The organism is Anabaena sp. FACHB-1391, from assembly GCF_014696755.1.
Lineage (GTDB): Bacteria > Cyanobacteriota > Cyanobacteriia > Cyanobacteriales > Nostocaceae > Dolichospermum > Dolichospermum planctonicum.
In genome coordinates, this window is sequence record NZ_JACJQS010000005.1 from 130,181 (window position 1) to 155,164 (window position 24,984).

Here is a 24,984-nt window from a genome sequence, read left to right on the forward strand (position 1 = left end):
TTCCCTGTCACCTGTCACCTGTCACCTGTTCCCTGTCACCTGTCACCTGTCACCTGTTCCCTGTTAAGAGTTCCCTCTTCCCTAATTAATTATGACAACCGTTTTAGCCATTGAAACCAGTTGTGATGAAACTGCTGTTGCAATAATTAACAATCGTCAGGTCTGTAGTAGTATTGTTGCTTCACAAATTCCTGTTCATCAACAATATGGTGGCGTAGTCCCAGAGGTAGCATCACGTCAGCATTTAGAAACGCTGAATTACGAAATAGAACAAGCGATCGCCTCTAGTCATCTAAATTGGAGTCAGATTGATGGTATAGCTGCCACTTGTGCGCCTGGACTTGTAGGGGCATTGCTGGTGGGATTAACAGCCGCCAAAACCCTGGCCATGGTACATGAAAAGCCTTTTTTGGGAGTACATCACCTGGAAGGTCACATCTGTGCGACTTATTTGACTGAGCCAAGTTTAAATCCTCCCTTTCTTAGCTTACTTGTTTCCGGGGGTCACACAAGCTTGATTTATGTCAAAGATTATGGTATATACGAAACTCTGGGGGAAACCCGTGATGATGCAGCCGGTGAAGCTTTTGATAAAGTAGCGCGGTTATTAAAATTGGGTTATCCCGGCGGACCAATAATTGATCAACTATCACAAATCGGTGATCCCCAAGCCTTTACATTACCGGAGGGAAAAATTTCTTTACCAGGTGGGGGTTATCATCTTTATGATTGTAGCTTTAGCGGATTAAAGACAGCAGTATTACGTTTAGTGCAACAATTGGAAAAAGAGGGTAAAGAAGTACCAATAGCGGATGTAGTGGCTAGTTTCCAGGATACTATAGCGCGATCGCTGACGAAAAGAGCGATCGCCTGCGCTCTTAATTATAAACTAGACACTATTACGGTAGGCGGTGGTGTAGCAGCAAATAGTGGACTCAGAAAGCATTTACAAGCAGCAGCCAATAAACATAACTTGCGGGTTCTTTTCCCCCCCCTAAAATTTTGCACTGACAACGCGGCCATGATTGGCTGTGCTGCTGCTGAACACCTCTCCCGTGGTCATAGATCATCTATGACATTAGGAGTGCATTCCCGGCTCTCCCTGAACCATGTCATGAAGTTATACGAAAATTAATTTCCAACCTATTAATTTAATATTAATTAATATTAATAAGGACTAATAACTAATGACCAATAACTACTGACTGAATATGTTCAGCGACGGCTTCCGGTTGCTCTAACATAGCCAAATGCCCACAATCAGGAATTTCAATCACATTATCACCAACATATTGGAAAAGCCAATGAAAACTGGCCAAATGGCGGACATATTTCGGTTCCATTACTTTATCGTCAGCACCCGCTAAGAAATATACTGGCTGCTTCAATTTCGATACTAACTGGGGTAAACAGTTAATTTCTTGTTCCGTAGTAGATGCAAAAAGAGTTCCCAGAGCAGCTTCTGGATCAGCTACAATAAAATCAATTAATCTTTGACGCGCCCAATATCGCTCTAAAGGACGCAATACACTAGCTTTAGTAAATAACAAATCAATTAAAGGCATTTGCGAAAGCCAACGGGGACGGACTTGTAAAAATTTCTGTCCTGCGGCACGGAATTGCTCAAATGCTTCTTTAAGATAAATTCCACCACCGGCATTAATACAAATTACACCTTGAATACAATCATGTAATTGGGCCGCTGTCCACAGAGCAATAGTACCACCCAAAGAATGACCTATGAGCCAAGCACTAGAAATATTCAGATGTTTGAGAAGAACGGCTAAATCTTGAGCATAAGCGAATGGAGAATATAAGGAATCCAAGGAAGAAGTAATCATGCTAGAGTCTGTGGGAGTCAGTTCTATATCTGAATCTGATGTTACCTGGGACTGTGATTCACCGAACCCTCGTAAATCGTAAGATAAACACTGTAAATCTAGTGATAGACGAGAAATTACGGGTTGCCAGTATACACGGCTATTTAGCCAACCGTGGATAAATACTAAAGTATGGGGACATGATGTAGGAGCGGTTAGCTCATAAGTATGTGGAACACCTAAGATTTCTATTGTTGCCATAGTTAAATATCGTACCCATGAGTTTGGGTGCGAATAAATACAACTAAATACAAACAGGAAAAGAATAATTCAAAAATTCAACAAAACAAAAATTAAATTTTGAACTAGCTGAATTATCTAATTCTACAGTGTATCAGTTAAATTACCTGTTATTCTTGTGTCATTGAATTTGATATTGATTAGCTGAATCTCAGCTTAAACTTGTCTATTTATGTTTATGAAAGTAGTGCTGAAGAAATTTATGACTTAAACCAGAAACATAGATCAATTTGGGAAAAATTTGGACTTTCGACGAGTTTTATAGAGTAGTACGAAAACAAAATGCTAAAGTTAAAGGTGATTGGTAAGAAACACCCGATAACTCGCTATGGTCATAGCGATGTTAAATGTGAATCAACACTCTTAAAAAGTGGTAACCAATTTCAGTCATACTACCCGAACTGCGTTGGCATGGGTTTTTGGAAAACTTGGTTTAGCACTCCTGAATCTTTAGCGACAAATAAAACTGCTGCTGTTAACGAGCATACAGCGGCCGTTGAAAGTAATTCTAGTTTAGATAAGGATCAAATCATTTTCAGTACGGAAAGAGATATTGACCTGTATGAATTAGAAGAACTCTGTGACGCAGTTGGCTGGTCACGTCGCCCTCTGAGAAAAGTAAAAAAAGCTATTGAGCATAGTTTCCTCGTGGCCTCTATGTGGCAAGTACGAGGAAACAAGAAGCGTTTGATTGGTTTTGCCCGTGCTACCTCAGACCATGCTTTTAATGCCACCATTTGGGATGTAGTGGTTCATCCTGATTTTCAAAGTAGAGGACTAGGTAAGGCATTAATGAAATATGTCCTCAAAAAACTGAAGAATGAAGAAATTAGTAACGTGACTCTTTTTGCTGACCCTCATGTTGTAGATTTCTATAAGACTATGGGCTTTATGTCCGATCCTGAAGGTATCAAAGGAATGTTTTGGTATCCTCAGTAATTTGGTGTGGATGAGGCATTGGGGAATAGTCGCGGTAATTTAAAATCTAAAATTTGGTGAAAATTCCGGGAAAATCCTGGTTTGTGCCTGATTTCTCCCAGGATGTTTTCCATAGTCGGATTTTTTATAGATTATTGGGTTTGCATTTATTCTTTTTTATGATATGATGAGTCAGATGAACCAAAAAAACATAATTTAGGTTATGTAGAACTTGGTTTTGATAGATTTACGGGATGTAGCGCAGCTTGGTAGCGCGCCTGCTTTGGGAGCAGGATGCCGCAGGTTCGAATCCTGTCATCCCGATTTTTATGTCAAGGTGGTTGTATTCCGCTAACTCAGCAAAGTTGCAAATGGAAACATTACAGCATCCAGGCAGGTTATAATCTTTTTGCGGAGCAACTTTACAAAAATTTATGAGTAATCCCCTTGTGCAAGCCTTTTTCGTGGGCAGAGCAGTAGCCGAAGTGATTAATGAGCGTGTAGAAGTCGCCTTGACTGATGCTTTGAGTGAATTGGGCAAATTTGATGCTGAAGCTAAAGAGCAGCTACGCCAGTTTACAGAAGAAGTGATGGCACGAGCTAATCGGGCTGCTGAATCCTCTGCAACTGGAAAACCGGCAAATAGTTCATCTGGTGCAGATTCTTTAGATCTACAGACCGAAATTGACGAATTAAGGGCGGAAATCGCTCTATTAAGAAGTGAATTGCAGAAGTATCGCAATGCTGCAAAATAGGTAATGGGTAATGGGTAATGGGTAATAGGTAATGGGTAATGGGAAAATTCCTCCCAGCTGCCCCAACCGCCCAGATCCCTTACCCTCCCAGCTTCTCCTGCTCCCTCTCAAGCCGACGGTATAAGAAAAATATGGAACAAGGTTACTCAGGCAAAGCATACCGTTGGAATCGGGAAGAATACTCTAGCAAACGCCGCTTTGTGGATATTTGGTCTTTTGTCTTGACCTTGATGTTCAAAATTTGGCGCTATAGCAAGCCCTGGAGTTACCCCGGTGGTATGACGGAAGCCAAGCAAGCAGCTAGACGCAAAGCCCAAGCAATCTGGATTAGAACTACATTCTTGGATTTGGGTCCGACTTTTATTAAGGTGGGACAGTTGTTTTCTACTCGTGCTGATATTTTCTCGACTGAATATGTAGAAGAGTTATCTAAGTTACAAGACAAAGTTCCAGCATTTAGTTATGAACAGGTGGAAGGAATTATTGAACAGGAGTTGGGTAAACCAATTTCCTCACTTTTCCAAGATTTTGAACCTGTTCCCCTGGCTGCTGCTAGTTTGGGTCAAGTCCACAAGGCTACTCTATATACTGGTGAGTCCGTCGTTGTTAAGGTGCAAAGGCCTGGACTGAAAAAGCTATTTGAAATTGATTTAGACATTCTTAAAGGTATTGCCCGTTACTTTCAAAACCACCCCAAATGGGGACGAGGTAGAGATTGGATGGGTATATATGAAGAATGTTGTCGCATTCTCTGGGAAGAAATTGATTATCTGAATGAAGGTCGCAATGCCGATACTTTTCGCCGCAATTTCCGCATTTATAACTGGGTAAAAGTACCGAGAGTATATTGGCGTTATGCTACTTCTAGGGTAATTACTTTAGAGTATTTACCTGGAATTAAAGTTAGTCAGTATGAGGCCTTGGAGGCTGCGGGTGTAGACAGAAAAGCGATCGCTCGTTATGGCGCACAAGCTTACTTGCATCAACTTCTGAATAATGGCTTCTTTCACGCTGACCCCCATCCTGGTAATCTGGCAGTTAGTCCCGACGGGGCTTTGATTTTCTACGACTTCGGGATGATGGGTACAATTAAGTCGAATGTCCGGGAAGGACTAATGGAAACTTTATTTGGCATCGCCCAAAAAGATGGCGATCGTGTGGTAAAATCCCTAGTTGATTTAGGAGCGCTCGCCCCAGTTGAGGACATGGGACCTGTCCGTCGTTCTGTCCAGTATATGCTGGATAACTTCATGGATAAGCCTTTTGAAAACCAATCGGTGGCAGCTATCAGTGAAGATTTGTACGAACTGGCCTATGATCAACCATTTAGATTTCCAGCAACTTTTACCTTTGTCATGCGTGCCTTTTCCACCCTGGAAGGAGTCGGTAAAGGTCTAGATCCAGAGTTTAATTTTATGGAAGTTGCCCAGCCCTATGCAATGCAGCTTATGACAGATAACAGTAGTTCTGAGGGGAATAGCTTCTTGAATGAATTAAGTCGTCAAGCAGTCCAAGTTAGCAGCACTGCTTTAGGATTACCACGGAGATTAGAAGATACTCTAGATAAAATAGAACGTGGGGATATCCGGCTTCGAGTTCGCTCCGTAGAAACAGAACGTCTGATACGGCGACAGAGCAATATTCAACTGGGAATAAGCTATGCTCTGATTATCAGTGGTTTTACAATTGCCGCTACAATTCTCCTCGTTAGCCATTATGTATGGTTAGCAAGTCTGATTGGTTTAATTGCAGCATCAGTTTCATTCATGCTGATTCGGTTGCTTTTGCGTCTCGACCGTTATGATCGAATGTATTAATTAGTCGCTTACGAAAAATCTATGAAACTTGACTCTACCGGTTTATCAGATCCGGGGCTTATTCGTGCTTATAATCAAGATTCCTACTATATTGACCCCGCAGGGCGATTCTTTATCGTCGCTGACGGTATGGGTGGTCATGCGGGAGGAGAAGAGGCTAGTCGTATCGCTACTCAAGAAATTCGTTCATACTTGGAGCAAAATTGGCAATGCCCCGAATCAGCATCAAAACTATTACAACAAGCCCTATCTACTGCAAATCAAGCTATAGTCCAGGATCAGCAAAATCATCCTGAACGTGCTGATATGGGAACAACAGCGGTAGTAGTTGTGATTCGTCCCGGAGAATCTCCCGTATGCGGTCATGTTGGTGATTCCCGTCTTTACCGTCTGCGGAAATCACAATTACAACAAATTACAGAAGACCATACCTGGATTGCCAAGGCACTGAAAATAGGCGATATTACTCCTGATGAAGCTAGGGTTCATCCCTATCGTCATGTTTTATCCAGTTGTTTGGGTAGAGAAGACCTGAATCAGATTTCAGTCCAACAACTAGATTTAGAACATGGCGATCGCTTATTATTATGCAGTGATGGACTTACAGAAGAACTTGTAGACGATAAAATTGCCAGTTACCTTCAAGGCACACCTTCCCTAGAAATAGCAGCCGAATCTCTCGTAGAAGCCGCAAAAGAAGAAGGTGGAAACGACAACATCACCGTCGTTCTCGTCTCTGTAGAAACCTGATTTTCTAATTATTCAGTGATAGTAGTCAGGAGTCAGTAGTTAAGAGTATCTTGCCTATTTTCTCTTGCCTATTTTCTCTTGCCTATTCCTTCCCCCCTCACTACAAAAAGTAAATATACTGAATATTTTGTTCAATTTGAGCATTTTTCCCATCAATAACTTGCTAAAAATATTTCTACCCTCCAAATATCATAGGAGTTTAAATTTTTCTAATTACCCCAACTGGCATATTCCACCGGGTAATATGTCTAAATAAACAGCAAATATCATGTCAACTGTCTACAGCATCTAGATGAAAACCCAATTAGTTACCTCTGATTAGAAATAAATCTAAAAAGATGGGCAAACTGTCAAACATTTGTTATATTTCTTAATATAGAGAAACAAATGTTAACCAAAATCTAGAAATCACTTCTGCGGATGTTTATGTGACATAGCAAATTGCAGACAAAAGCAGTACAGAACCTAAGTAAAAAGTAAAACTGGCTTTTACTTTTTACTACTGACTCTTAACTCTTCAATTCTGTTGTCAATGTCGTTTTTATACGTTGTTTGTTTTGGAGTTCATTATGAATCAACCAATTGAACTGTCCTTGGAACAGCAATTTAGCATTTGCTCCTTTGCTACACAAGTCCAACAGATGAGCCACGAACAAGCTCAAGACTTTTTAGTTAAGCTCTATAGACAAATGATGGTGCGTGAAGCAACTTATCAAGAACTGCTTAAACAACAGTGGGGTCTAGACTCAGGTTCTAGCATGGCCTAGAGAAAAATCCGGGGATATATCCTTAAATTAGGGATAATTAGCAATAATTACCGTGAATTTCTCCTAACAGCACCTCTTGAGATGCTCCTGTCACAGAAGGTAAGTTACCAGGAATACCGATACTGCGCCAATATGCTAAAACCGCAAAAGCGATCGCCTCCTTAAAGGACGCGCTTATGCCCAGCTTGTCCGTAGTAGAGACTGGAACTTTCCCCAATAACAACTCTAGCCGCCGTTTTAAGTAAATATTACGACTACCACCACCACATAATAACACCTGATGTGGCCTTCTTGGTAGAAAAGTGTCATAATTGTGAACAATAGAAACCGCCGTCAGTTCTGTAATGGTTGCCAAAAAATCCGCAGGCCATGTACTGAACTGATAGCCTTGAGCATCTTCTAAACACTGATGTAAATAAGCGACACCAAATAACTCACGTCCAGTAGATTTAGGCGGTGGCAAGTGAAAATACTCATGACTGAGCCATTTTTCTACCAATGGATAACATGGTGTACCACTAGCTGCCCAATCACCATTTTCATCATAAGTTTTAGCACCATTGGTAAAATGTTGTACAGCCAAATCCAATAGACTATTACCTGGACCTGTATCCCAACCCCGAATTTGGGACAACCAATTATCACTGACTGCTGGTAGGTAAGTTACATTACTGATACCACCGATATTTTGTATACAACGTTCTTCCCGTGAATCACCCAGTAAATAGGCATCAACTCTAGGAACAAGGGGCGCACCATGGCCACTAGCTGCAATATCAGCAGATCGGAAATTACTGACAGTAGTAATACCAGTTAGATGGGCAATTAGTGATCCCCGTCCCAGTTGGAAACTATAACCCAGTTCTCCTGCTCCCCGACGGGGACGATGGTAAACAGTTTGACCATGAGAACCGATCAAAGTAGCTGCTTGATGACCAACTTGGATAAATTGAGCAGCTTCAGCAAAAGTCCGAGAGATAGCATCATCTATGGTAGCTAATTCTGCCATTGATACAGCAGCACCAGCACCAAGTTCTAGAATTTGTTCTCTGAGTTGCGGGGGATAGGGATATGTTTCCCCTGCTATTAACTCCACCTTGAGATCCAAATCCCTACCAGAAATTTCCACTAAAGCGGTATCTATACCATCTACAGATGTACCACTCATTAAACCGATAACGCGAGTCGGGTGCATTGACTCAAATACTTTTATGGATATCAATAGTAGTGTAATTCATACCATTACCCATGTCAAAAGAAAATGACTAATTGACCACTGACCAACAACTAATTTTGTTCACGATTGATCTCTTGTAAATCCAGGGCATAATTTAAGCGTAAAATATTCACCCCTGGTTCACCGAAGATACCCAAAAATCTACCATCAATATACTTAGTAATTAACGGGATGATATCATCTTCCTTTATCCCCCGTGCCTGTGCCACTCTTTCCATCTGTTCTCGTGCTGCTTTCAGAGAAATATGGGGATCTAAACCTGAGCCTGATGTATAAATCAAATCAGCTACAGCTTGTTTATTTTCATTTTGTAATTCTTCCGCTTGTTTGAGAATGCGTTCCTTGAGTTGAGGATTAGTAGGAGCAAAATTGCTACCTCCAGAAATACCCGCAGGTTGAGCTTTTTTACCTTGGCTATATCTGACAGCACTAGGACGACCATGAAAATAACGGTCTGAGGTAAATCCTTGACCAATCAAAGTTGAACCAATGGGTTGAGCATTGACATTTGATATGATACTACCATTAGCTGAAAACGGAAAAATTGACTGGCCTACCAGCAATATAAACAGGGGATATATCATTGCTGTTAATAACCAAATCACCAGAGTAATTCTGACCGCTCTGAAAATTTCTCTAAAAATAGACATAATTTCATTTTTAATTTTATTGAAACTTGTTTTAATTTGTAAATTATTAAAAGCGTTCTGGCTGAAAAATCACTATAAACAAATAAACTACTAACATTAAAGTAGTAAAACCTAAAATACCAATTGCCCAAGCAGAAACTTTATCTAAACTACCACCACTATTAGCATAAACCACTGGGGCAATCAATAAATTTAAACACATCACCAGAAAAATAATCATGGGTAATTGGTATTTAAATCTGGATAATCTCATAAATTGTATCAGTTTCATCAGATGTCGTTATGACAAGGGAACTCTTAACTCTTAACTCTTAACTGGGAACAGGTTTTGGGCAACTTTACTTTTCGTTACTTATGTCGGTTTTTTTCCGTTCACCTACTTAGTAAGATCTCAAGAATAATTAACCGCTTAATTTAATAATTTAATTTAATTTAAGCTAAACCGACAAATGTAATCATCATATCTATTAATTTAATCGCAATAAATGGCGCAATTACCCCACCTAATCCATAAATTAAAATATTTCGTTGCAGAAGTTGATTAGCTGTCAAAGGTCGAAATTGAACACCTTTTAATGCTAGGGGAATCAAAGCCGGAATAATTAAAGCATTGTAAATTAATGCGGACAGAATAGCCGAATTAACACTAGTTAACTTCATAATATTCAGACTTTCTAGTTTAGCAGCAGTGAAAAGTACGGGAATAATCGCAAAATATTTAGCAATATCATTAGCAATAGAAAAGGTTGTCAATGCTCCACGAGTAATTAACAATTGCTTACCAATACTAACAATATCAATTAATTTGGTAGGATCAGAATCTAAATCTACCATATTAGCAGCTTCTTTGGCTGCTTGTGTTCCCGTATTCATGGCCACACCTACATTAGCCTGTGCTAAAGCGGGAGCGTCATTAGTTCCATCTCCCGTCATCGCTACTATTTTACCCTCAGCCTGTTCCCGTTGAATCACAGTTATTTTATCTTCTGGAGTAGCTTCAGCGATAAATTCATCTACTCCCGCTTCTTGAGCAATTACAGAAGCAGTAATACGATTATCTCCCGTGAGCATGATTGTTCGTACCCCCATGCGTCGGAGTTGGTCAAATCGTTCACGGATACCCGGTTTAACAATATCTTTGAGATAGATAACACCGTAAATTTCATGATCAAGACAAACAGCTAGAGGTGTACCACCTTGACGAGAAACTTGCTCATAAGCAACATCCAATTCTGGGGTATTCCGTCCATGACGCGACAGGATAAAGCCTTTAATTGCTTCCACTGAACCTTTCCGTACTTCCCTACCACCAGGTAAATTAGTACCACTCATGCGGGTTTTGGCCGAAAATTCTATCCCTTGGGCTTGGTTGCGGTCTAAATCAAAATTTGCACCTAACTTTTCTGCCAGTCGGACAATAGATTTACCTTCTGGAGTATCATCAAAGATACTAGCTGCCAAAGATACATTAGCAATTTCTATGACTGAGTGGCCATTGATAGGAATAAACTCCTCTGCTAAACGGTTTCCCAGAGTGATTGTCCCAGTTTTGTCAAGAACTAGGGTACTTATATCTCCACAGGCTTCTATGGCTCTTCCAGAGGTAGCAATGACGTTAAATTGAGCTACCCTATCCATACCCGCAATACCAATGGTACTCAGTAAACCGCCGATAGTTGTGGGTATAAGTGCTACTAAAAGAGCAATGAGAACCGGTACACTAACAGGACTATTCACATAGTAAGCAAAGGCGGGAAGAGTTGCCACTACAAATAGAAATACCAAGCTCAGAACCGCTAATAATACTGTTAAAGCAATTTCATTAGGCGTTTTAGTACGCTCTGCTCCTTCTACTAAAGCAATCATCCGATCAATAAAGCCTTTACCGGCTTCGGCCGTGACACGAATAATTAGTTCATCGGATATAATGCGTGTACCTCCCGTAACAGAACTAGCAACATCCGAGCCTGATTCTTTGAGAACAGGGGCAGATTCGCCAGTAATCGCTGATTCATCCACAGACGCGACACCCATGATTACTTCACCGTCCGCAGGGATAATATCACCTGATACGACGTGGATAGTATCCCCCCGGTTTAAACTGGTGGCCGGAACTTCTATAATTGTCCCGTCAACACCAATCTTTTTGGCGTTAGTAGCTGACTGCGTTGAACGTAAAGTATCAGCTTGGGCTTTCCCTCTTCCCTCCGCTACAGCTTCAGCAAAGTTACTAAATAGAATTGTAAACAGCAAAATTCCCGTTAACAGCCCGTTAAATAAATAGGGGTTTTTTTGGTTTATCGGTCCAAATAATTGGGGATAAATCGTCACAAAAAAGGTGATAATTGTTCCTACCCATACCAAAAACATCACCGGATTTTTGATAGCATATTGAGGATGCAATTTCATAAAGGCATCCCTAATTGCTCGAATATAAAGGCCTTTGTTCGTTACCCGCGTTTTTCTGTGTTTTTGACGGCGATAACGAGGACGGGAGGCTTTAGAATTAGAATTAGTTCCGTTTGAATTCATATATAACTAATTTTTTAGGAGTCACCGAGTCAGGAAGAAGAAACAAGAAACAAGAAATAAAGAGGGAAAATTATCTTCATCTTCTTATAGCATTTCCTAGTTCACAGAAGTACAGATTTATCTGCGGTTAATTTCTTATCCCTGTACCTAACTGAGATGGGAAATGCTATATTGTCTTATCTATATTAACTACCAGCAGCGAGTTTAAAACCTTCAGCGATGGGACCTAAAGCTAAAACCGGGAAAAATGTTAAGATCCCTAGGATTAAAGTGACACCAGCAGTAATACTGGTAAATAATAAAGAATCAGTTCTCAAAGTTCCCCGGCTTTCTGGACTTGCTTGTTTTTCAGACATACTATCAGCTAATAGCAACAACGCAATAATTGGTATATAACGTCCCGCAAAAATACTGATAGTTGTACTTAAATTCCACCATAATGTACCGTCATTTAATCCCTCTAAACCAGAACCATTATTAGCTGCGGCTGAAGCGTATTCATAAACCACTTGGGAAATACCATGAAAACCAGGGTTACTAATGCCTGATAGAGATATAGGATAAGCTAAAGCCACCGCACTAGGAATTAAAACCATTATGGGGTGAATTAATAGCACCACACTAGCAAGAACAATTTCCCGTTTTTCAATTTTGCGCCCAAAAATTTCTGGAGTGCGCCCTACCATTAAACCAGTCAGAAAAACTGTGAGAATTAGATAAATGAAGAGATAAGCAGTTCCTATTCCCTGTCCACCCCAAATTATTTGTAAAAATAGGTTGAATAAGCTAGAAAATGTCCCATTGGGCATAAGAGAATCGTGCATTGCATTCACAGCACCGGACATGGTAGCAGTGGTTGTAATTGCCCATAATGCGCTCTGCGCCCAATCAAATCTGACTTCTTTACCTTCTAAATTTGGTAATTCTAATCTCAAAGCGTTGTTAATTAGTGGGTTTCCTTGTAATTCTCCTGTGGCTGTAACGCCAATAAGAACAACAAAGATTATAAACACCATCCAATATAATAACCAACTTTGTTTCAGGTTGTTAGCAAATACTCCGTAGGTATAAATTAAAGATGTGGGAATGGCCAGCATAGCGATAATTTCTATCAAATTAGAAGCACCATTGGGATTTTCAAAAGGGTGAGCGGAATTAGCAGCAAAAAAGCCACCGCCATTTTCCCCTAACATTTTGATAATCTCCCAAGAGGCTACTGGACCTCTAGCTATATACTGAATTCTTCCTTCCAAGGTTTCTACCTCCAGCGTTCCGGCTAGGGTTTGGGGTACACCTGTGATGATTAGAGCGATCGCCCCAATTATTGATAAAGGTAGTAAGATCCTAGTGATAGTCTGGGTAAAATCAACATAAAAATTCCCCAGTTTTCTCCCCGTTAACCCCCGGATAAAAGCAATTCCCACTACCAATCCACTAGCCGCTGAAGTAAACATCAAAAAGCCTAAAGCCGATGTTTCACTAAAATAACTAAAGGTATTTTCCGGTGCGTAATGTTGTTGGTCGGTGTTGGTCAGGAAGGAAATTGTGGTATGTAATAATAAATCCCATCTTATCCCCCCCAGTTCATTGGGATTCCAAGGTAAAACTTTCTGACAAGAGATTAGGACATAAACTATACCACCCATGACTAAGTTACTGTATAGTAATGCGCGGATATACTGCCAACCTGTCATGTCATTTTTTTTACTCACACCTCCTAAAATATAAATTATTGCCTCTATGGGCTTCATTACAGGATCAAGGATTGTCCTTTCTCCCAAGAAAACACTGGCTATGTATTTTCCTAGTTTTGGAGTAATAAATACTATAATACATAGCGTTAAAGCAATTTGTAAAAAACCTTGTCCCATGTAGTTTGCACCCTACTTAAGTTCTGGTCAGTTAATACTCAACAATAACAATAATAGCTAAATTACTAGGAAGCTGAATTTTTAGCGAGTTAGATAGCCATTCATATCTGATCCTAGTTAAATATTCTATGTAATATAGAAATCCTATGTGATTTTTGATAACCTGCGTGTCCTAGCCATACAATACTCAGTACACACTTTTACTCTTCTTCTCTGTTAGGAGTTTCCTCCCCACGCCAACTAATTCAGGAACCCTGCTTGATTCCTATATATTTTTAATTTATTTAACTGCACATCAAATTATAGCATTTCCCATCCTCATTGGGAACAGGAATCAGAAATTTCACCGCAGACAAGTTTGTCACTCAGTGGAATCTCTAAAAATATAAGTGTCCTACTTAAGCTTATAGGTTTTAAATACGTCCTTAATTTTATATTGATGTTTCAAAAGAGAATGAAGGGTTAAAACCAGAAAATTAATCAAGATTATCATACATCAGTTGCCATCCCTCTTATCTAATTCCTAAATATGGCAATTTAGCTATATTTTCACCTGAATAGCCAAGAATAAAGGCAGGTGGTCTAATTCTGGTAACTCCACTGCTAAAGTATAGGTTGGCTGACTTCCATCAATTTGCAATTCTATAACTGGCATTTCGCAAGCCTCAGATTTTACAAATTCTTGACTATTATTACCCTCAAGTTGCAAAATCCCCGATGTTGGTAATTTACCGTGAACCGTTAAACTCGTAAATTTACCTGAATTACGTAATTCTACCCGAATATTCAGAGTCCCCACAGTAGTCAGCCATTGTCTTTCTACCAAAGGCTGATTCAATGAAATCGGCAAAGTTAAATTTTCCAGCAGTTGTTTAGCTGCCATTAACGACAACGCCATTTGCTGACGTGGTAGTAAATCAAAATAATCGCTCTCAATATTAGGCACTGTCAAGGTATCTGCCGAACGATAAGAGCTTCTCAGGACTAACGCAGCCAAATCATTAATTGACTGGGTATCCGTGGGGAACATACTTTCTACCACCTGAACTAATTTAGCTCCCAGAGGTATGGAAGATGTCAATAAAACTTGACATTTTGCTAACAATTGCCAGAAAACTTGATCAGGCAAGGGAATAGGCAAATTTAGTTTAGACTGGTGGACTCTCCACCCCCAAACGGGAACTAATCCCAGAGATTGTTCTTCTACACAGTCAGGATATTCTCCCAATTGTGTTTCCCAGGGGAACAACGGGGGATTTTTTACTATTTGGTCTTGTAAACGACGCTTAAGAATAGCTTGAAAACGTTCTTGCACAGTAGGAATTTCTCCCAATTGAAAGGTTTGGGGCTTTTCTTGTCAAGCTCAGTTCACCGTTAAAAGGCTACCGTCTTGAGACGAATGACTACCCCATCAGTTTCGTCACATTCTCACAAACTACACCTGTAGGTATTGAAGTTATGATTTTTCAATGCCTAAGGAAGTTGATAATTTTATGAGGATTCACAAGTCACCATTCATGGGTAGATGCACTAGATCCGGAAACTAAGGAGTTACGAATTTCCCAAGCTTGTTCTAATATCTTAAACCAACGTTTCTGTAATTGTGCCATGGACAAGCCTACAGTCTTAGATATTTGCTCATCAGGTTTTCCTTGCTGCTTCAAATCTAAGATAGACCTTTGTTTATCATCTAGCTGGGCTAAATAAGTTTCCCATTGAATCGGAGTTAAACCCAAATTAGTGGGTAAAGAAACTTCTAACCACTCATGTACCAATTCCCAGCGATGTAAAAGGGCAAACCGAATTAAATGATATTTAAACCGTTGCTGTAAGTAATCACGCTGCCGAGATGTTAAACCCAAAATTGACTCAATTTCTGGTGCTGATAAATCCTGAAGACGAAGAGTAAAGTAATCAACACAGTCAGATTGTTCTTTTTCCTGTAAATAATTGATTAATTCTGTAATGACAACAGACCGCAGGGTATCTTCTTCCGGTTCGGGCTGGGAAGCCATAGCCGAACGCAATTGGTGGATAGCCGGCTCTTCCCAACAACTATCAGACTCACCACCACCACCTTCAGAAGCCTGTTCTATATCTACACTTGTTTCTGGAGGTTGCTGTTTTGAGAAAGTTTGCGCCCGGAGAATAATTAATTGTTGCTGTCTTCCAGGTAGGGGAATCCGACGTTTACCATATCTCTCGGTAAATGCCATGTATTCTCCCAATTCCAATAGAGTCTGGGGGCGATAGGTCGGACCTAGTTGGTTCTCCCTTCTAAAGGCATTTAAAGCCTCCAAATAAAAACTCTGAAGGAAATCTTCAATGATAGTCAACCGCCCTTGATAGCTTAATTGCTTGTGAGGGGGATTAATATAACGGTAAACAATTGCACTCAGTGTACTGTGGAGTTCTACCCTGCCACGACTTGAACCTAACTGATAGTATCGGATACACTGTTGTAAGCGATGTTTAGCTAGGCTCATGGCTGAACTTTCTACAGACCCCGAAGTTTGAATGCGTTTACTTTCATTACAAACCCGCAGGACTTCGTTAGTAATTCTCACGGATACATCATGACAATTTTGCTCCGAAGCCTTAGTTGACTGTTGAAGTTCCCTAAATAGGAATTGAAAGATGACCTCCACGCGGATAGAAATTTTCCCCTGAGTAGTTGCGATTGCGGCTGAATTCATAGTCCCAGTTCTCAAAACGACCCTAACATATTTTGGACACGACTTGTTAGACTTTGGATATTAGCTTCATGGTTTTTTTCTTGAACCCAAACCAATTTATATTGAGGGTGTGGCCGCCAAAAAATATTGAACTCGTAAATCTCAATTTTCTGGGATATTCTTTCCTCATTTTTTAGCCATTACCCAAAAGTCATTAACAATTCATGATGGATTTAGAAGCACAAATTCAATTGCTGATAGACAATGCACCCCAGGATGGTATGACACCACAACTTATGGTATCAATCGCTCCTGTATTAGTCGCTATTGCCCAAAGGTTAAAACACTACCAATACTTTATCCTCGAAAATTCTGAGCAGGATTGGGTTTTAACTACGTTGAGCAATCGCGCAAATCCAGGAATAGAAAAGCAAGTTATTTACGCTTTCCCTACCATACAGGATGTTTCCCTGATCTCGGATGCTGGGCGTGACCCTCAAGTGATGCCAGCCTCCATGTATGTTACCCACCTTTTGTTCCAATTAGTAGCCCTCAAACCATTACACAGCATAGTTTTCCTGGAAACACCAGGAATTATCACCCATACCGTCGAAGTGCGGCGCTCTGAACTGGAAACCCTAATTGGGCAACAACTACAAAGATTTAGACACTCAAGAAAAGTTCCTCCCCAGATTGCTTAAATACCCGAAAAAACTCAAAAAAGATGGGAAATCAACTCGGAAGCGTGGAGATTTAACACCCAACATCCCAAATCTTAGATCTCCCTCAATTTTTTAGTAGAGCCGACTCAGTACATAGTCAGTTAAATCCATTAAGGCTTGGCGTGATTCTGATGGCTCTAAAATGCTGATATGCTCATTGGCTAATTTGGCGTGGTGAGCAGCTAATTCTCTAGCTCGCTCAATACCCCGACTATCATGAATTAGCGCCAATGCCTGCTCTAAATCCCCACTCTGGGCAAACTCCCTGGCAATTAAGGCCTCTAAGTCGGGTTTTTCCTCCAAGGCATATAAAGCTGGCGCTGTGAGGTTGCCACTTTTGAGATCAGAACCGGCTGGTTTACCCAGGGTGTCTGTTGAACTGGTGAAATCAAGAATATCATCTACTATCTGGAAGGAAAGACCTAGATGACGACCATAACTGTACAAGTGTTCGGCAGTTTCTAGGGATGTTTCACTAATTAGTCCAGCCGCTTTAGAACTGTTGGCAATTAATGACGCTGTTTTGTAATAGCTCTTTTGCAGGTAAGTTTCTGTAGAAAGACTAGCATCAAAACGATTTAGCCCTTGCTGGATTTCCCCAGCCGCTAAATCCATAATTACTTCTGAAAGTAGTTTGACAACATCTAAATTGTTCAGGTTCGCTAAATACCAAGAGGATTGAGCAAAAAGAAAATCCCCCGCCAGCACAGCAATGCGATTACCAAACAAACTATGTACGGTCGGTACGCCACGCCGGACGTTTGACTCATCTACTACATCATCATGTACCAAACTAGCTGTGTGGATCATTTCTGTAATCTCTGCCAATCGTCTGTGACGCGCTGTGATATCTGTATTTAACATAGTCGCCCGCGATATAAGCAGCACTATGGCGGGTCTGATGCGCTTACCCCCAGCACCGAATAAATGTTCGGCTGCGGCATAAAGAATGGGGTGGCGATTTCCAACTAGCTGTTTAAGGTTATTTGCTAGTATTTGCAGGTCTGCTTCCACAGGGGTAAACAGGGAGGTGGCTGGGGTCATGGATGGGCGGACTCTGGCTTAGTTTACGAAAGTTTACATATCCTTTAATTTTAAGATAACCCAGTGTCACCGCAAAGTTTTCCTCCAGTAATCTGATTTTTAATATCTATTAAGTTATTTATATATCGGATTGGAATTATGTTATAATAATAAGTTATTTTAAAATGCTCGATTTGTGCTAATTCCCCGAAAAAGATCGTCATCATCGAAGATACAATGTTAATAAAATAACACTTAGTATAGATTAATCTAAGTTACTTGTCAACAGTAAAAAAATTTAAAATTTAGTCTAGAAGTTAGCTTCAAATTCAAGGTGGTTGTGTTACGCTAAAACCTAGAGATATTAAATTTTTGAGATTATTCACTTCCTAAGTAAAACCATTTTCTGATGATTTTACGCAATAGCGTTGTGAGTCTAAAATAACTCGTCGCTCAAGAGAAGATGGAAGTTATTCCTATTTAGACTTTGTGCGACAAGCATACCTTTTGAGTTGAATTATGCTTTTCCAATCATGGAACTAACTCAACGTATTCAGCCCACGTTGAGTAACGGCGTATATCTATTAAAATTGGTGTGAGGTCAATAACACAGGCTAGGTAAACTGCTGATGAGCGCGGTTACAGATTGCTACTTAGCAGTTTGGCTGCTGTCGGATGTATGGTCTGGGAAAGTTGATTTTAAAGAAAATAAATGGATTGGCCAGAGAAATTCGGGTTTTCTGCTGGTTGTTCTGGTATAGCTAACTACATTCATCAAGAATACACTTGGTTGACTGGAGTTTTGCTAGTTTCGTATGCAATTTTATATTCCTTAGCAATCAAAGATGGTGGAACAATGATTTACGGAAATATGCCTATGATGATATTTATTTTAGCTGCTGGATACTTATTCAGTGTATACCTGTTATTAGCATTGGCAAAGCGAACAGGCAAAAAAGATGTGCATCAAAGCGATTCATTTAATTCTAGTATTGGACGAGATAATTATAAGCAGCAGAGGGGATTAACCGCGAACGTTACCGAAGCAGTGAATAGTCGGTGAAAGAAACCAGCACAGGGTAGGGAAACAATAGACGAATTTTGTTTGTGCTTCCCTATTCTGACCCTGTGAGGAAAGGGAATCCCGTCTTTAAGAGACAACGGCATCCGCAAAGCATACCTGTTCCACCATCGGAGTATAGCCCAACCACTGCAAACCAGACTGAGTAAATTGTTGCGGACAACCGCTGACAGCGAAGCGGGTAGGCAGGGGTGGATGAGTATTTTTAATACCTAACATATCTAGCTCTTGGGAGCAAGCGACGACAACATGAACTGCTGGGTCAATTAGTTTGACCTGGGTGGGGAGGAGCGATCGCAAAACTGGTGATAAATGAGGATAATGGGTACAACCATAAACTAAAGTATCTATTTCTTGGTGGAGTAAAGGTTCTAAATAAGTTTTGGCTATTTCAGTAGTATAAGGGTCATGGATGCGATTTTGCTCAATTAGAGGGACAAACTCTGGACAACTCACTTGCCAAACTTGGACATGAGATTTAATTTCTAAAATAGCTTGCCGATAGGCATTGCTTTTAGCCGTTGCTGGGGTAGCAATAACACCAATGCGCTGCCCTTGCTCAACAGCAGCCTTTGCACCTGGTAAAATCACACCTAAAATGGGGAAATCAAATTCTTGACGGACAATATCTAATGCCAGAGCCGAACTGGTGTTACAAGCCATAATTGCCATTTTAACCCGTTGCTGCTGCATCCAGCGCAGGATCTCCCGGACAAATTGCAGAATTTCTGTTTGAGAACGAATACCATAAGGAAGACGGGCTGTGTCCCCCACATAAATAATTGATTCATTGGGAAGTTGCTGATACAGTTGTCGCAGTACGGTTAGTCCACCGACACCGCTATCAAATACCCCAATAGGAGCGCGTTGAGGTTCTTGACGGGAGAAAGCATGAAAATGACTATCAAAAATAGAAGATGAATACACAGCAAATATTAATTTAGATTGTGGTTAGTGGTTAGTGACCAGTGGTTAGTTGTTAGTGGTAAAGAGAAAAAAATATACCATTTCCTAGTCCACTGAAGTAAAAAATTATCTGCAGTGAACTTCCTGATTCCTGTACCTAATGAGGATGGGAAATGCTATAAACAACTAATAATGAATGATTAGCAATGATTAGCAATGATTAGCGTTGTTTTAAATAATTGAGAACACCACGAGCTATGCCCTCAGCCATAAGAGTTTGATAGTCTGATGATCCTAGACGGGGATTATCTTCTCGACCAGTCATATAACCTGTTTCCACTAAAATAGCAGGCATAGAATTTTTTCTCAGCACATAAAACCTAGCTTTACGAGTTCCTCGATTATTCAAGGTACTAATATTTTGGAGAATAGTTTGACGAACAGTTTCTGCCAAACCATAACCACTGTCATAATAGTAGACTTCTAAGCCATTGACATCAGGGCGATTGTCCACGGAATTAGCGTGAATACTGACGAACACAGTAGCATTGACACGCTTGGCTATATCTACCCGTCCTTGGAGTTCCACAAAAAAGTCAGCATCTCTAGTCAGTACCACCTGCACACCATTTTGCTCTAAGATTCTAGCCAATTTTGTGCTAATAGGTAAAACAACATCCTTTTCTAGTAACCCACCGAGTCCAGGAGCGCCAGAATCCTTACCACCATGTCCCGGATCAATAACTACTAAAACCTTTCCTTTAGGGACTGGTAGAGGTGGCTGGCCAAAAGGTGTTTTAACGGTTTGGGATAAATCCGTGATCAAATCCGGGGTATTTAATGGTGGTGTAGGCGCGACAGGAGGTGTAATCTCAGGGACTTGAGGGCGGAGAGTACTTTGTAATGGTAGTGCTAACAAACTAGAGGGGACTTGATTCAGTACGCCAAAGCTAACACCAGACGCAGGTTGAACAAGAACAACTACGGTATTGGGAGCTTGGGGTTGAAGACGGACTTTGAGAATAGGGCTATTGGTATTAAAAGTAGGACCTTGGACCTGATTAGCTAACTTAGCATTAGGAATAGTGATCCAAAATAGACCTGAGCTTTTATCCCAGTTGCTAGTAGCAGATATAGCTTGGTCGGCTCGAATTAGTAATTGTCTGCCATTTGCACCTATTTCTACAGATTGAATAGTCGCAGGGGAGTCACTAACTGATGGTGTAGAGGATTGATAGTTATTAGATAACTTAGTCACACGATCTGGTATGACGATAAAACCGCTATTACCACTAGCTATTGCTCGCCAATTGCGACTAGTGTTATCTAACTGCAAGGTCATGCGAACAGCAGACGGACTACTTGGTAATTGGCTAAATTGGATGCGCCGGACACCATAGCGGTTAATTAATAGGTCACTTTGTCCCATATTTGGTGATAAAACCGCACCAAGGATATCAATATTAACAGAGCGATTATCAAGACTGGGATTGACTTGCAATTGGGCATTACCGGACAACCACGGGGAGTTTGCCCCTACGCCCACAAAAAAACCATCTCCTGTGACTTGTAATTTCTCAATTTGAGTTACCTGTTTAGACGGGGTAACGGGATTTTTTGTGACTACGTTGTAAATACTGTTGGGAGAGCGTGTAGCTTGAGATAATTGAGATAATTGAGATGATTGAGATAATTGAGATGATTGATCTAAGGATGAGCGTGTTGATGGTTCTCTAGTTTGCCCAGAAATAACTTCTGGATTCGGTAATTCTACTATCCAGCGTTTACCATTTGTGGGAACAAATTTGATTTGCGCAGAGTTGAAGGTGTAACCAGGGGCAAGTTCTACAACTAAGCGCGTTGTTTGTGCGTCAAATTGCCCAATGCGGATAGCGCGAATTTGGCCACCAATTTCTTGTATTAATTGTGGACGACCAAATTCTGTCCCTGGTAAGTCAATTACCAAGCGAGTCGGGTCAAAAATCAGTTGGGCTTGGGGTTGGACAGCAGTAGATGTATTAATTTCCAGCCGATTTTGATTAGGATCAAACCGCCAAGATTCCAATTTTCCAGCCAAAGCAGGCGAAGATAGCATGAAAACCGCGCCAAAAGTGCTGGGTATTAACCAATGTAGTTTCACAATCCTTTCTCCTGATTTGCATTTATCATGATTCAATATCTCAATTTAGGGGCTAATCTTCACACTATCACCGCCTCAACTTTGACTTTGCTCAAGTCCAAGATTGTTGCTTTACCATAAGACACGGCTAATGGCGTGGTATTTTAGCATATAATTTTATTTTTGGGATTTTTTGAGCAAATTTATTTTTCTGACAATTTTTCTGGCATTGGTGATCATATCTGGTGGTGAGTGTTGCAAATTACTATTTATCTGGATCTTAAATACTGAAGAATCCCTTGGGCGATCGCATCTGCCATTTGATTTTGATAAGCTGGACTATTGAGATTAGCAACATCTTCTCTACCAGTTACGAAACCAGTTTCTACTAAAATTGACGGCATGGAGTTTTTGCGAAGCACATAAAATCTAGCTTTCCGTACATTCCTATCTTTAACATTGAGACTTTGCAGAATTTTACTATGGACAATGCGAGCTAATGTTAGACCACTGTCATAATAATAGGTTTCTAACCCGTTAACTTCTGGACGATTCGCACCTGCTGAATTAGCGTGGATACTCACAAATACATCAGCTTTAGCTCGTTGGGCCATAGTTACCCTTCCCGGTAAAGTCACAAAATAGTCAGAATCCCTAGTCATAATCACTTGAATACCGTTTTGTTCCAAAACTTCAGCAATCCTTTTCCCAATAGGTAAAATAACATTCTTTTCCTGCACTCCCCCGATACCAACCGCACCTGAATCTTTACCACCATGTCCGGGGTCAATTATAACTACTAATTTTCCTTTGGGAACTGGGGTCTGAGGTCTGATTTCTGGCTGTTTTGAATTTAAGTCAGGTAGTTCTTGCCTTGGTGGTGATAAAGGTGGTAAGCTCAGAGGTGGTCTAATCAGACGAGATCCTTGCAGTTTTAAAGCCAACAGGTTGTCTCCGGCTGGATTAATCGCGCCAAAGCTAATACCTAATGCAGGTTGAATAAAAATCACCACAGTATTTGGCGGTTGGGGTTGAAGACGGAGTTTGAGAATGGGACTATTTGTCTCAAAAGTTGGACCTTTGACCTCCGGGGCTAACTTAGCGTTGGGAATGGTAATGCGAAATAAACCAGATTTTCTATCCCAACCAGTGGTAGCAGATACAGCTTGGTCGGACTTAATGAGTAATTGTGTGCCATTATTAACAATTTCTACAGATTCAATGGTTGCAGTCGAGCCGTTATTGCCGTTATTATTTATACTTGGCGGCAGATTCTCATTTTCAGGTAAACTCACAACTCCCCTGCTAGGAAGCAGAACTAAACCACTGCTACTGGAAGTTACTCGCCAGTCAGGGCTATTTTCCTCTACCCTCAAGGTCATACGCACAGATGTTGGTGTCGTTCGCAATTGAGTAAATTCAATACGGGAAACACCGTATTTATTAACTGCTAAATTTCCTGGAGTTAAATTTGGTGATAAAGTTGTATCCAGGATATCAAGAAATATAGTAGTTTTATCACGGCTTCTGATGATTCTCGTTTGGGGACTACCGCCATTAGTGCGAACAAAAAAGCCGTCACCAGTAATTTGTAAATTCTCCAACTGAGTTTTTCCCCCACTACTACTCGCTATTGGTGAAAAGTCAGGTTTAGATTGGGGGACGATATTAGCTAGATTGTAATTATTATTAGTAGTATTTTCAGGATTTTCCCCCTGGGGTGATAGAGACTCCCTTTCTAATTTCGGTAATTGTACAGCCCAACGATTAGCACGTTTAGGAACAAATTTTACCTGATTAGGGTCTAGGGTATAACCAGGACTCAATTCTAAAACTATCCGTGTTGTTTGTTCGTCAAACTGGCCAATGCGAATTTCCCGCACTCCTCTACCAGGTTGGGTTAACTGAGAACGTCCCAATTTCACACCCGGTAAATCAATTACTAAGCGAGTGGGACTAAAAATTAGCTGTGCTTGTGGTTGGACACCACCACTTGTATTAATTTCTAACAGGTTTTGATTGGGGTCAAATCGCCAAGATTCCAGGGTTGTGGCTAAACTCGGCGACGATAGCATGAGTATACTTCCAAAAGTACCGGGTAGCAACCACTCTAATTTCACAGTTCTTTTCTCCTGATTTATATTTATTGAATTAGTGAATATCAAATTAATATCTTTAAATATCTCAAAAATTTGATAATTTGTCACACTATTTCCATTATTCTCCTTGACTTGAGAGCAAGAAATTTATGAAAAACTATCAGCGATTATAAATCCCTACTAGACAAACAGCGTCAATACTTAAACAAGCTTAGTCATACCCTGGACTAAGGAAAAATCCAGGGTTTTGTCTGTATAGCCCGCCACTTCTAGTCGCCAATGTCAATAAAAAATACCCACCACTGTCAACTGCTGACATAAAGAAAGCAGGTTATTCTCCCTACTAAAAAATCTGCAATTTATAACAACTAAACAGAGAAAAAATAGAACCATAAAACATGATCAAGTCTACTAATAATGGGAAACAAAGAAAAATTTGTCAAGACCAAAGGAAATTCAATTAACCCTTCTATTCATTTTCTAAGTGAGATGATGACAATATCAAAAGAGACGGATCTCTAATAACATAAGTTTCCTTTAACCTCCTTACTTAGTCAACTTACAAAGCACAACAGATATAGAAAAACTAAATAGCTCGATTATAGCATTAATTCACCAATTATTGAGATGATTAAGGAACAAGTCGGGGATTTGAGACTTTTGTTGATTCAACCCCCTAAATACTTGCTTTTTAAATATAGGAATTTGCCTTCATTTAAACCTCCTCCAGGAGACCCCCACCAAAACTGTACTCAGTTTGGTGATGGGAGGAATGGAGGGTTAATTGTGAAATGTCCCTTGAGTAATTTTGTGCGTCAGCACAAACAGCGAGAGGGACAGTTGAGCAATTAACAAATCTTTTATACTGCATACGAATAACCATCCTTTGCGTGAATGCGTTTACAAAACTTATGTGATATTCCTTGAATCAATCCATTTTTA

20 protein-coding genes and 1 tRNA gene are annotated in these 24,984 nt (G+C 40.3%); 9 read left to right on the forward strand and 12 right to left on the reverse strand.

All coding sequences use genetic code 11. The features are described from left to right. Positions 1-91: 91 nt before the first annotated feature. Entirely contained in the window at positions 92-1,135 is a 1,044-nt protein-coding gene (gene tsaD / locus H6F62_RS04040) for a tRNA (adenosine(37)-N6)-threonylcarbamoyltransferase complex transferase subunit TsaD (RefSeq protein WP_137908002.1), read from the forward strand. 49 nt (positions 1,136-1,184) lie between these two features. On the opposite strand, the gene H6F62_RS04045 is transcribed toward tsaD, so the two are convergent. After that, complete coding sequence (locus tag H6F62_RS04045) at positions 1,185-2,081, reverse strand: alpha/beta hydrolase (protein WP_137908001.1); 897 nt, start codon at positions 2,079-2,081, stop codon at positions 1,185-1,187. 450 nt (positions 2,082-2,531) lie between these two features. Here H6F62_RS04045 and H6F62_RS04050 point away from each other — a divergent pair, with 450 nt between their 5' ends. The 6 genes from H6F62_RS04050 to H6F62_RS04075 all read left to right on the forward strand — a co-directional run bounded on the left by H6F62_RS04050 (position 2,532) and on the right by H6F62_RS04075 (position 7,127). Then, on the forward strand, positions 2,532-3,059 hold the full coding sequence (locus H6F62_RS04050) for a GNAT family N-acetyltransferase (protein ID WP_137908041.1): 528 nt from the start codon (positions 2,532-2,534) through the stop codon (positions 3,057-3,059). Positions 3,060-3,288: 229 nt separating this feature from the next. Further along, a tRNA-Pro gene (locus H6F62_RS04055) sits at positions 3,289-3,362 on the forward strand. A 110-nt stretch (positions 3,363-3,472) separates the two neighbouring features. Further along, positions 3,473-3,793 carry a DUF6825 family protein gene (locus H6F62_RS04060; protein ID WP_137908000.1) on the forward strand — a complete coding sequence of 107 codons (321 nt, stop codon included), beginning with the start codon at positions 3,473-3,475 and terminating at the stop codon, positions 3,791-3,793. 131 nt (positions 3,794-3,924) lie between these two features. Then, the gene (locus H6F62_RS04065) at positions 3,925-5,610 is read left to right on the forward strand and encodes an AarF/ABC1/UbiB kinase family protein (protein WP_137907999.1); all 1,686 of its coding nucleotides are present in this window, start codon (positions 3,925-3,927) and stop codon (positions 5,608-5,610) included. Between the two features lie 21 nt (positions 5,611-5,631). After that, positions 5,632-6,360 carry a Stp1/IreP family PP2C-type Ser/Thr phosphatase gene (locus H6F62_RS04070; protein ID WP_137907998.1) on the forward strand — a complete coding sequence of 243 codons (729 nt, stop codon included), beginning with the start codon at positions 5,632-5,634 and terminating at the stop codon, positions 6,358-6,360. A 569-nt stretch (positions 6,361-6,929) separates the two neighbouring features. Next, positions 6,930-7,127 carry an NblA/ycf18 family protein gene (locus H6F62_RS04075; RefSeq protein WP_028083489.1) on the forward strand — a complete coding sequence of 66 codons (198 nt, stop codon included), beginning with the start codon at positions 6,930-6,932 and terminating at the stop codon, positions 7,125-7,127. Between the two features lie 37 nt (positions 7,128-7,164). Here the strand turns inward: H6F62_RS04075 and H6F62_RS04080 are convergent, their stop codons facing one another. The 7 genes from H6F62_RS04080 to hetZ all read right to left on the reverse strand — a co-directional run bounded on the left by H6F62_RS04080 (position 7,165) and on the right by hetZ (position 16,113). Continuing rightward, positions 7,165-8,322, reverse strand: a complete 1,158-nt coding sequence (locus H6F62_RS04080; RefSeq protein WP_137907997.1) for an anhydro-N-acetylmuramic acid kinase — start codon at positions 8,320-8,322, stop codon at positions 7,165-7,167. Positions 8,323-8,414: 92 nt separating this feature from the next. Continuing rightward, entirely contained in the window at positions 8,415-9,014 is a 600-nt protein-coding gene (gene kdpC, locus H6F62_RS04085; RefSeq protein WP_137907996.1) for a K(+)-transporting ATPase subunit C, read from the reverse strand. Positions 9,015-9,060: 46 nt separating this feature from the next. Beyond that, the gene (locus tag H6F62_RS04090; RefSeq protein WP_228036488.1) at positions 9,061-9,234 is read right to left on the reverse strand and encodes a potassium-transporting ATPase subunit F; all 174 of its coding nucleotides are present in this window, start codon (positions 9,232-9,234) and stop codon (positions 9,061-9,063) included. A 212-nt stretch (positions 9,235-9,446) separates the two neighbouring features. Then, positions 9,447-11,546: a potassium-transporting ATPase subunit KdpB gene (kdpB, locus tag H6F62_RS04095; protein WP_137907994.1), complete on the reverse strand. Its 2,100-nt coding sequence runs from the start codon at positions 11,544-11,546 to the stop codon at positions 9,447-9,449. A 185-nt stretch (positions 11,547-11,731) separates the two neighbouring features. Then, positions 11,732-13,417 carry a potassium-transporting ATPase subunit KdpA gene (gene kdpA, locus H6F62_RS04100; RefSeq protein WP_137907993.1) on the reverse strand — a complete coding sequence of 562 codons (1,686 nt, stop codon included), beginning with the start codon at positions 13,415-13,417 and terminating at the stop codon, positions 11,732-11,734. Between the two features lie 541 nt (positions 13,418-13,958). Continuing rightward, positions 13,959-14,732, reverse strand: a complete 774-nt coding sequence (locus H6F62_RS04105) for a PatU (protein ID WP_306420213.1) — start codon at positions 14,730-14,732, stop codon at positions 13,959-13,961. A 193-nt stretch (positions 14,733-14,925) separates the two neighbouring features. Next, the gene (hetZ, locus tag H6F62_RS04110; protein WP_190371402.1) at positions 14,926-16,113 is read right to left on the reverse strand and encodes a heterocyst differentiation protein HetZ; all 1,188 of its coding nucleotides are present in this window, start codon (positions 16,111-16,113) and stop codon (positions 14,926-14,928) included. A 206-nt stretch (positions 16,114-16,319) separates the two neighbouring features. Between hetZ and H6F62_RS04115 the strand changes: the two genes are divergently transcribed. After that, positions 16,320-16,793 carry a hypothetical protein gene (locus H6F62_RS04115; protein ID WP_190371412.1) on the forward strand — a complete coding sequence of 158 codons (474 nt, stop codon included), beginning with the start codon at positions 16,320-16,322 and terminating at the stop codon, positions 16,791-16,793. Positions 16,794-16,886: 93 nt separating this feature from the next. Here the strand turns inward: H6F62_RS04115 and sds are convergent, their stop codons facing one another. Next, complete coding sequence (gene sds / locus H6F62_RS04120) at positions 16,887-17,858, reverse strand: solanesyl diphosphate synthase (protein WP_137907990.1); 972 nt, start codon at positions 17,856-17,858, stop codon at positions 16,887-16,889. Positions 17,859-18,693: 835 nt separating this feature from the next. Between sds and H6F62_RS04125 the strand changes: the two genes are divergently transcribed. Further along, positions 18,694-18,900: a hypothetical protein gene (locus H6F62_RS04125; protein WP_137908039.1), complete on the forward strand. Its 207-nt coding sequence runs from the start codon at positions 18,694-18,696 to the stop codon at positions 18,898-18,900. Between the two features lie 87 nt (positions 18,901-18,987). Here H6F62_RS04125 and murI read toward each other — a convergent pair whose 3' ends face one another. The 3 genes from murI to H6F62_RS04140 all read right to left on the reverse strand — a co-directional run bounded on the left by murI (position 18,988) and on the right by H6F62_RS04140 (position 24,063). Then, positions 18,988-19,845 carry a glutamate racemase gene (gene murI / locus H6F62_RS04130; RefSeq protein ID WP_137907989.1) on the reverse strand — a complete coding sequence of 286 codons (858 nt, stop codon included), beginning with the start codon at positions 19,843-19,845 and terminating at the stop codon, positions 18,988-18,990. A gap of 199 nt (positions 19,846-20,044) precedes the next feature. Then, a complete protein-coding gene (locus H6F62_RS04135) occupies positions 20,045-21,964 on the reverse strand; it encodes an N-acetylmuramoyl-L-alanine amidase (protein WP_190371403.1) in 1,920 nt (639 codons plus the stop codon). Positions 21,965-22,212: 248 nt separating this feature from the next. Continuing rightward, positions 22,213-24,063: an N-acetylmuramoyl-L-alanine amidase gene (locus tag H6F62_RS04140; RefSeq protein WP_137907987.1), complete on the reverse strand. Its 1,851-nt coding sequence runs from the start codon at positions 24,061-24,063 to the stop codon at positions 22,213-22,215. Positions 24,064-24,984: the final 921 nt, after the last annotated feature.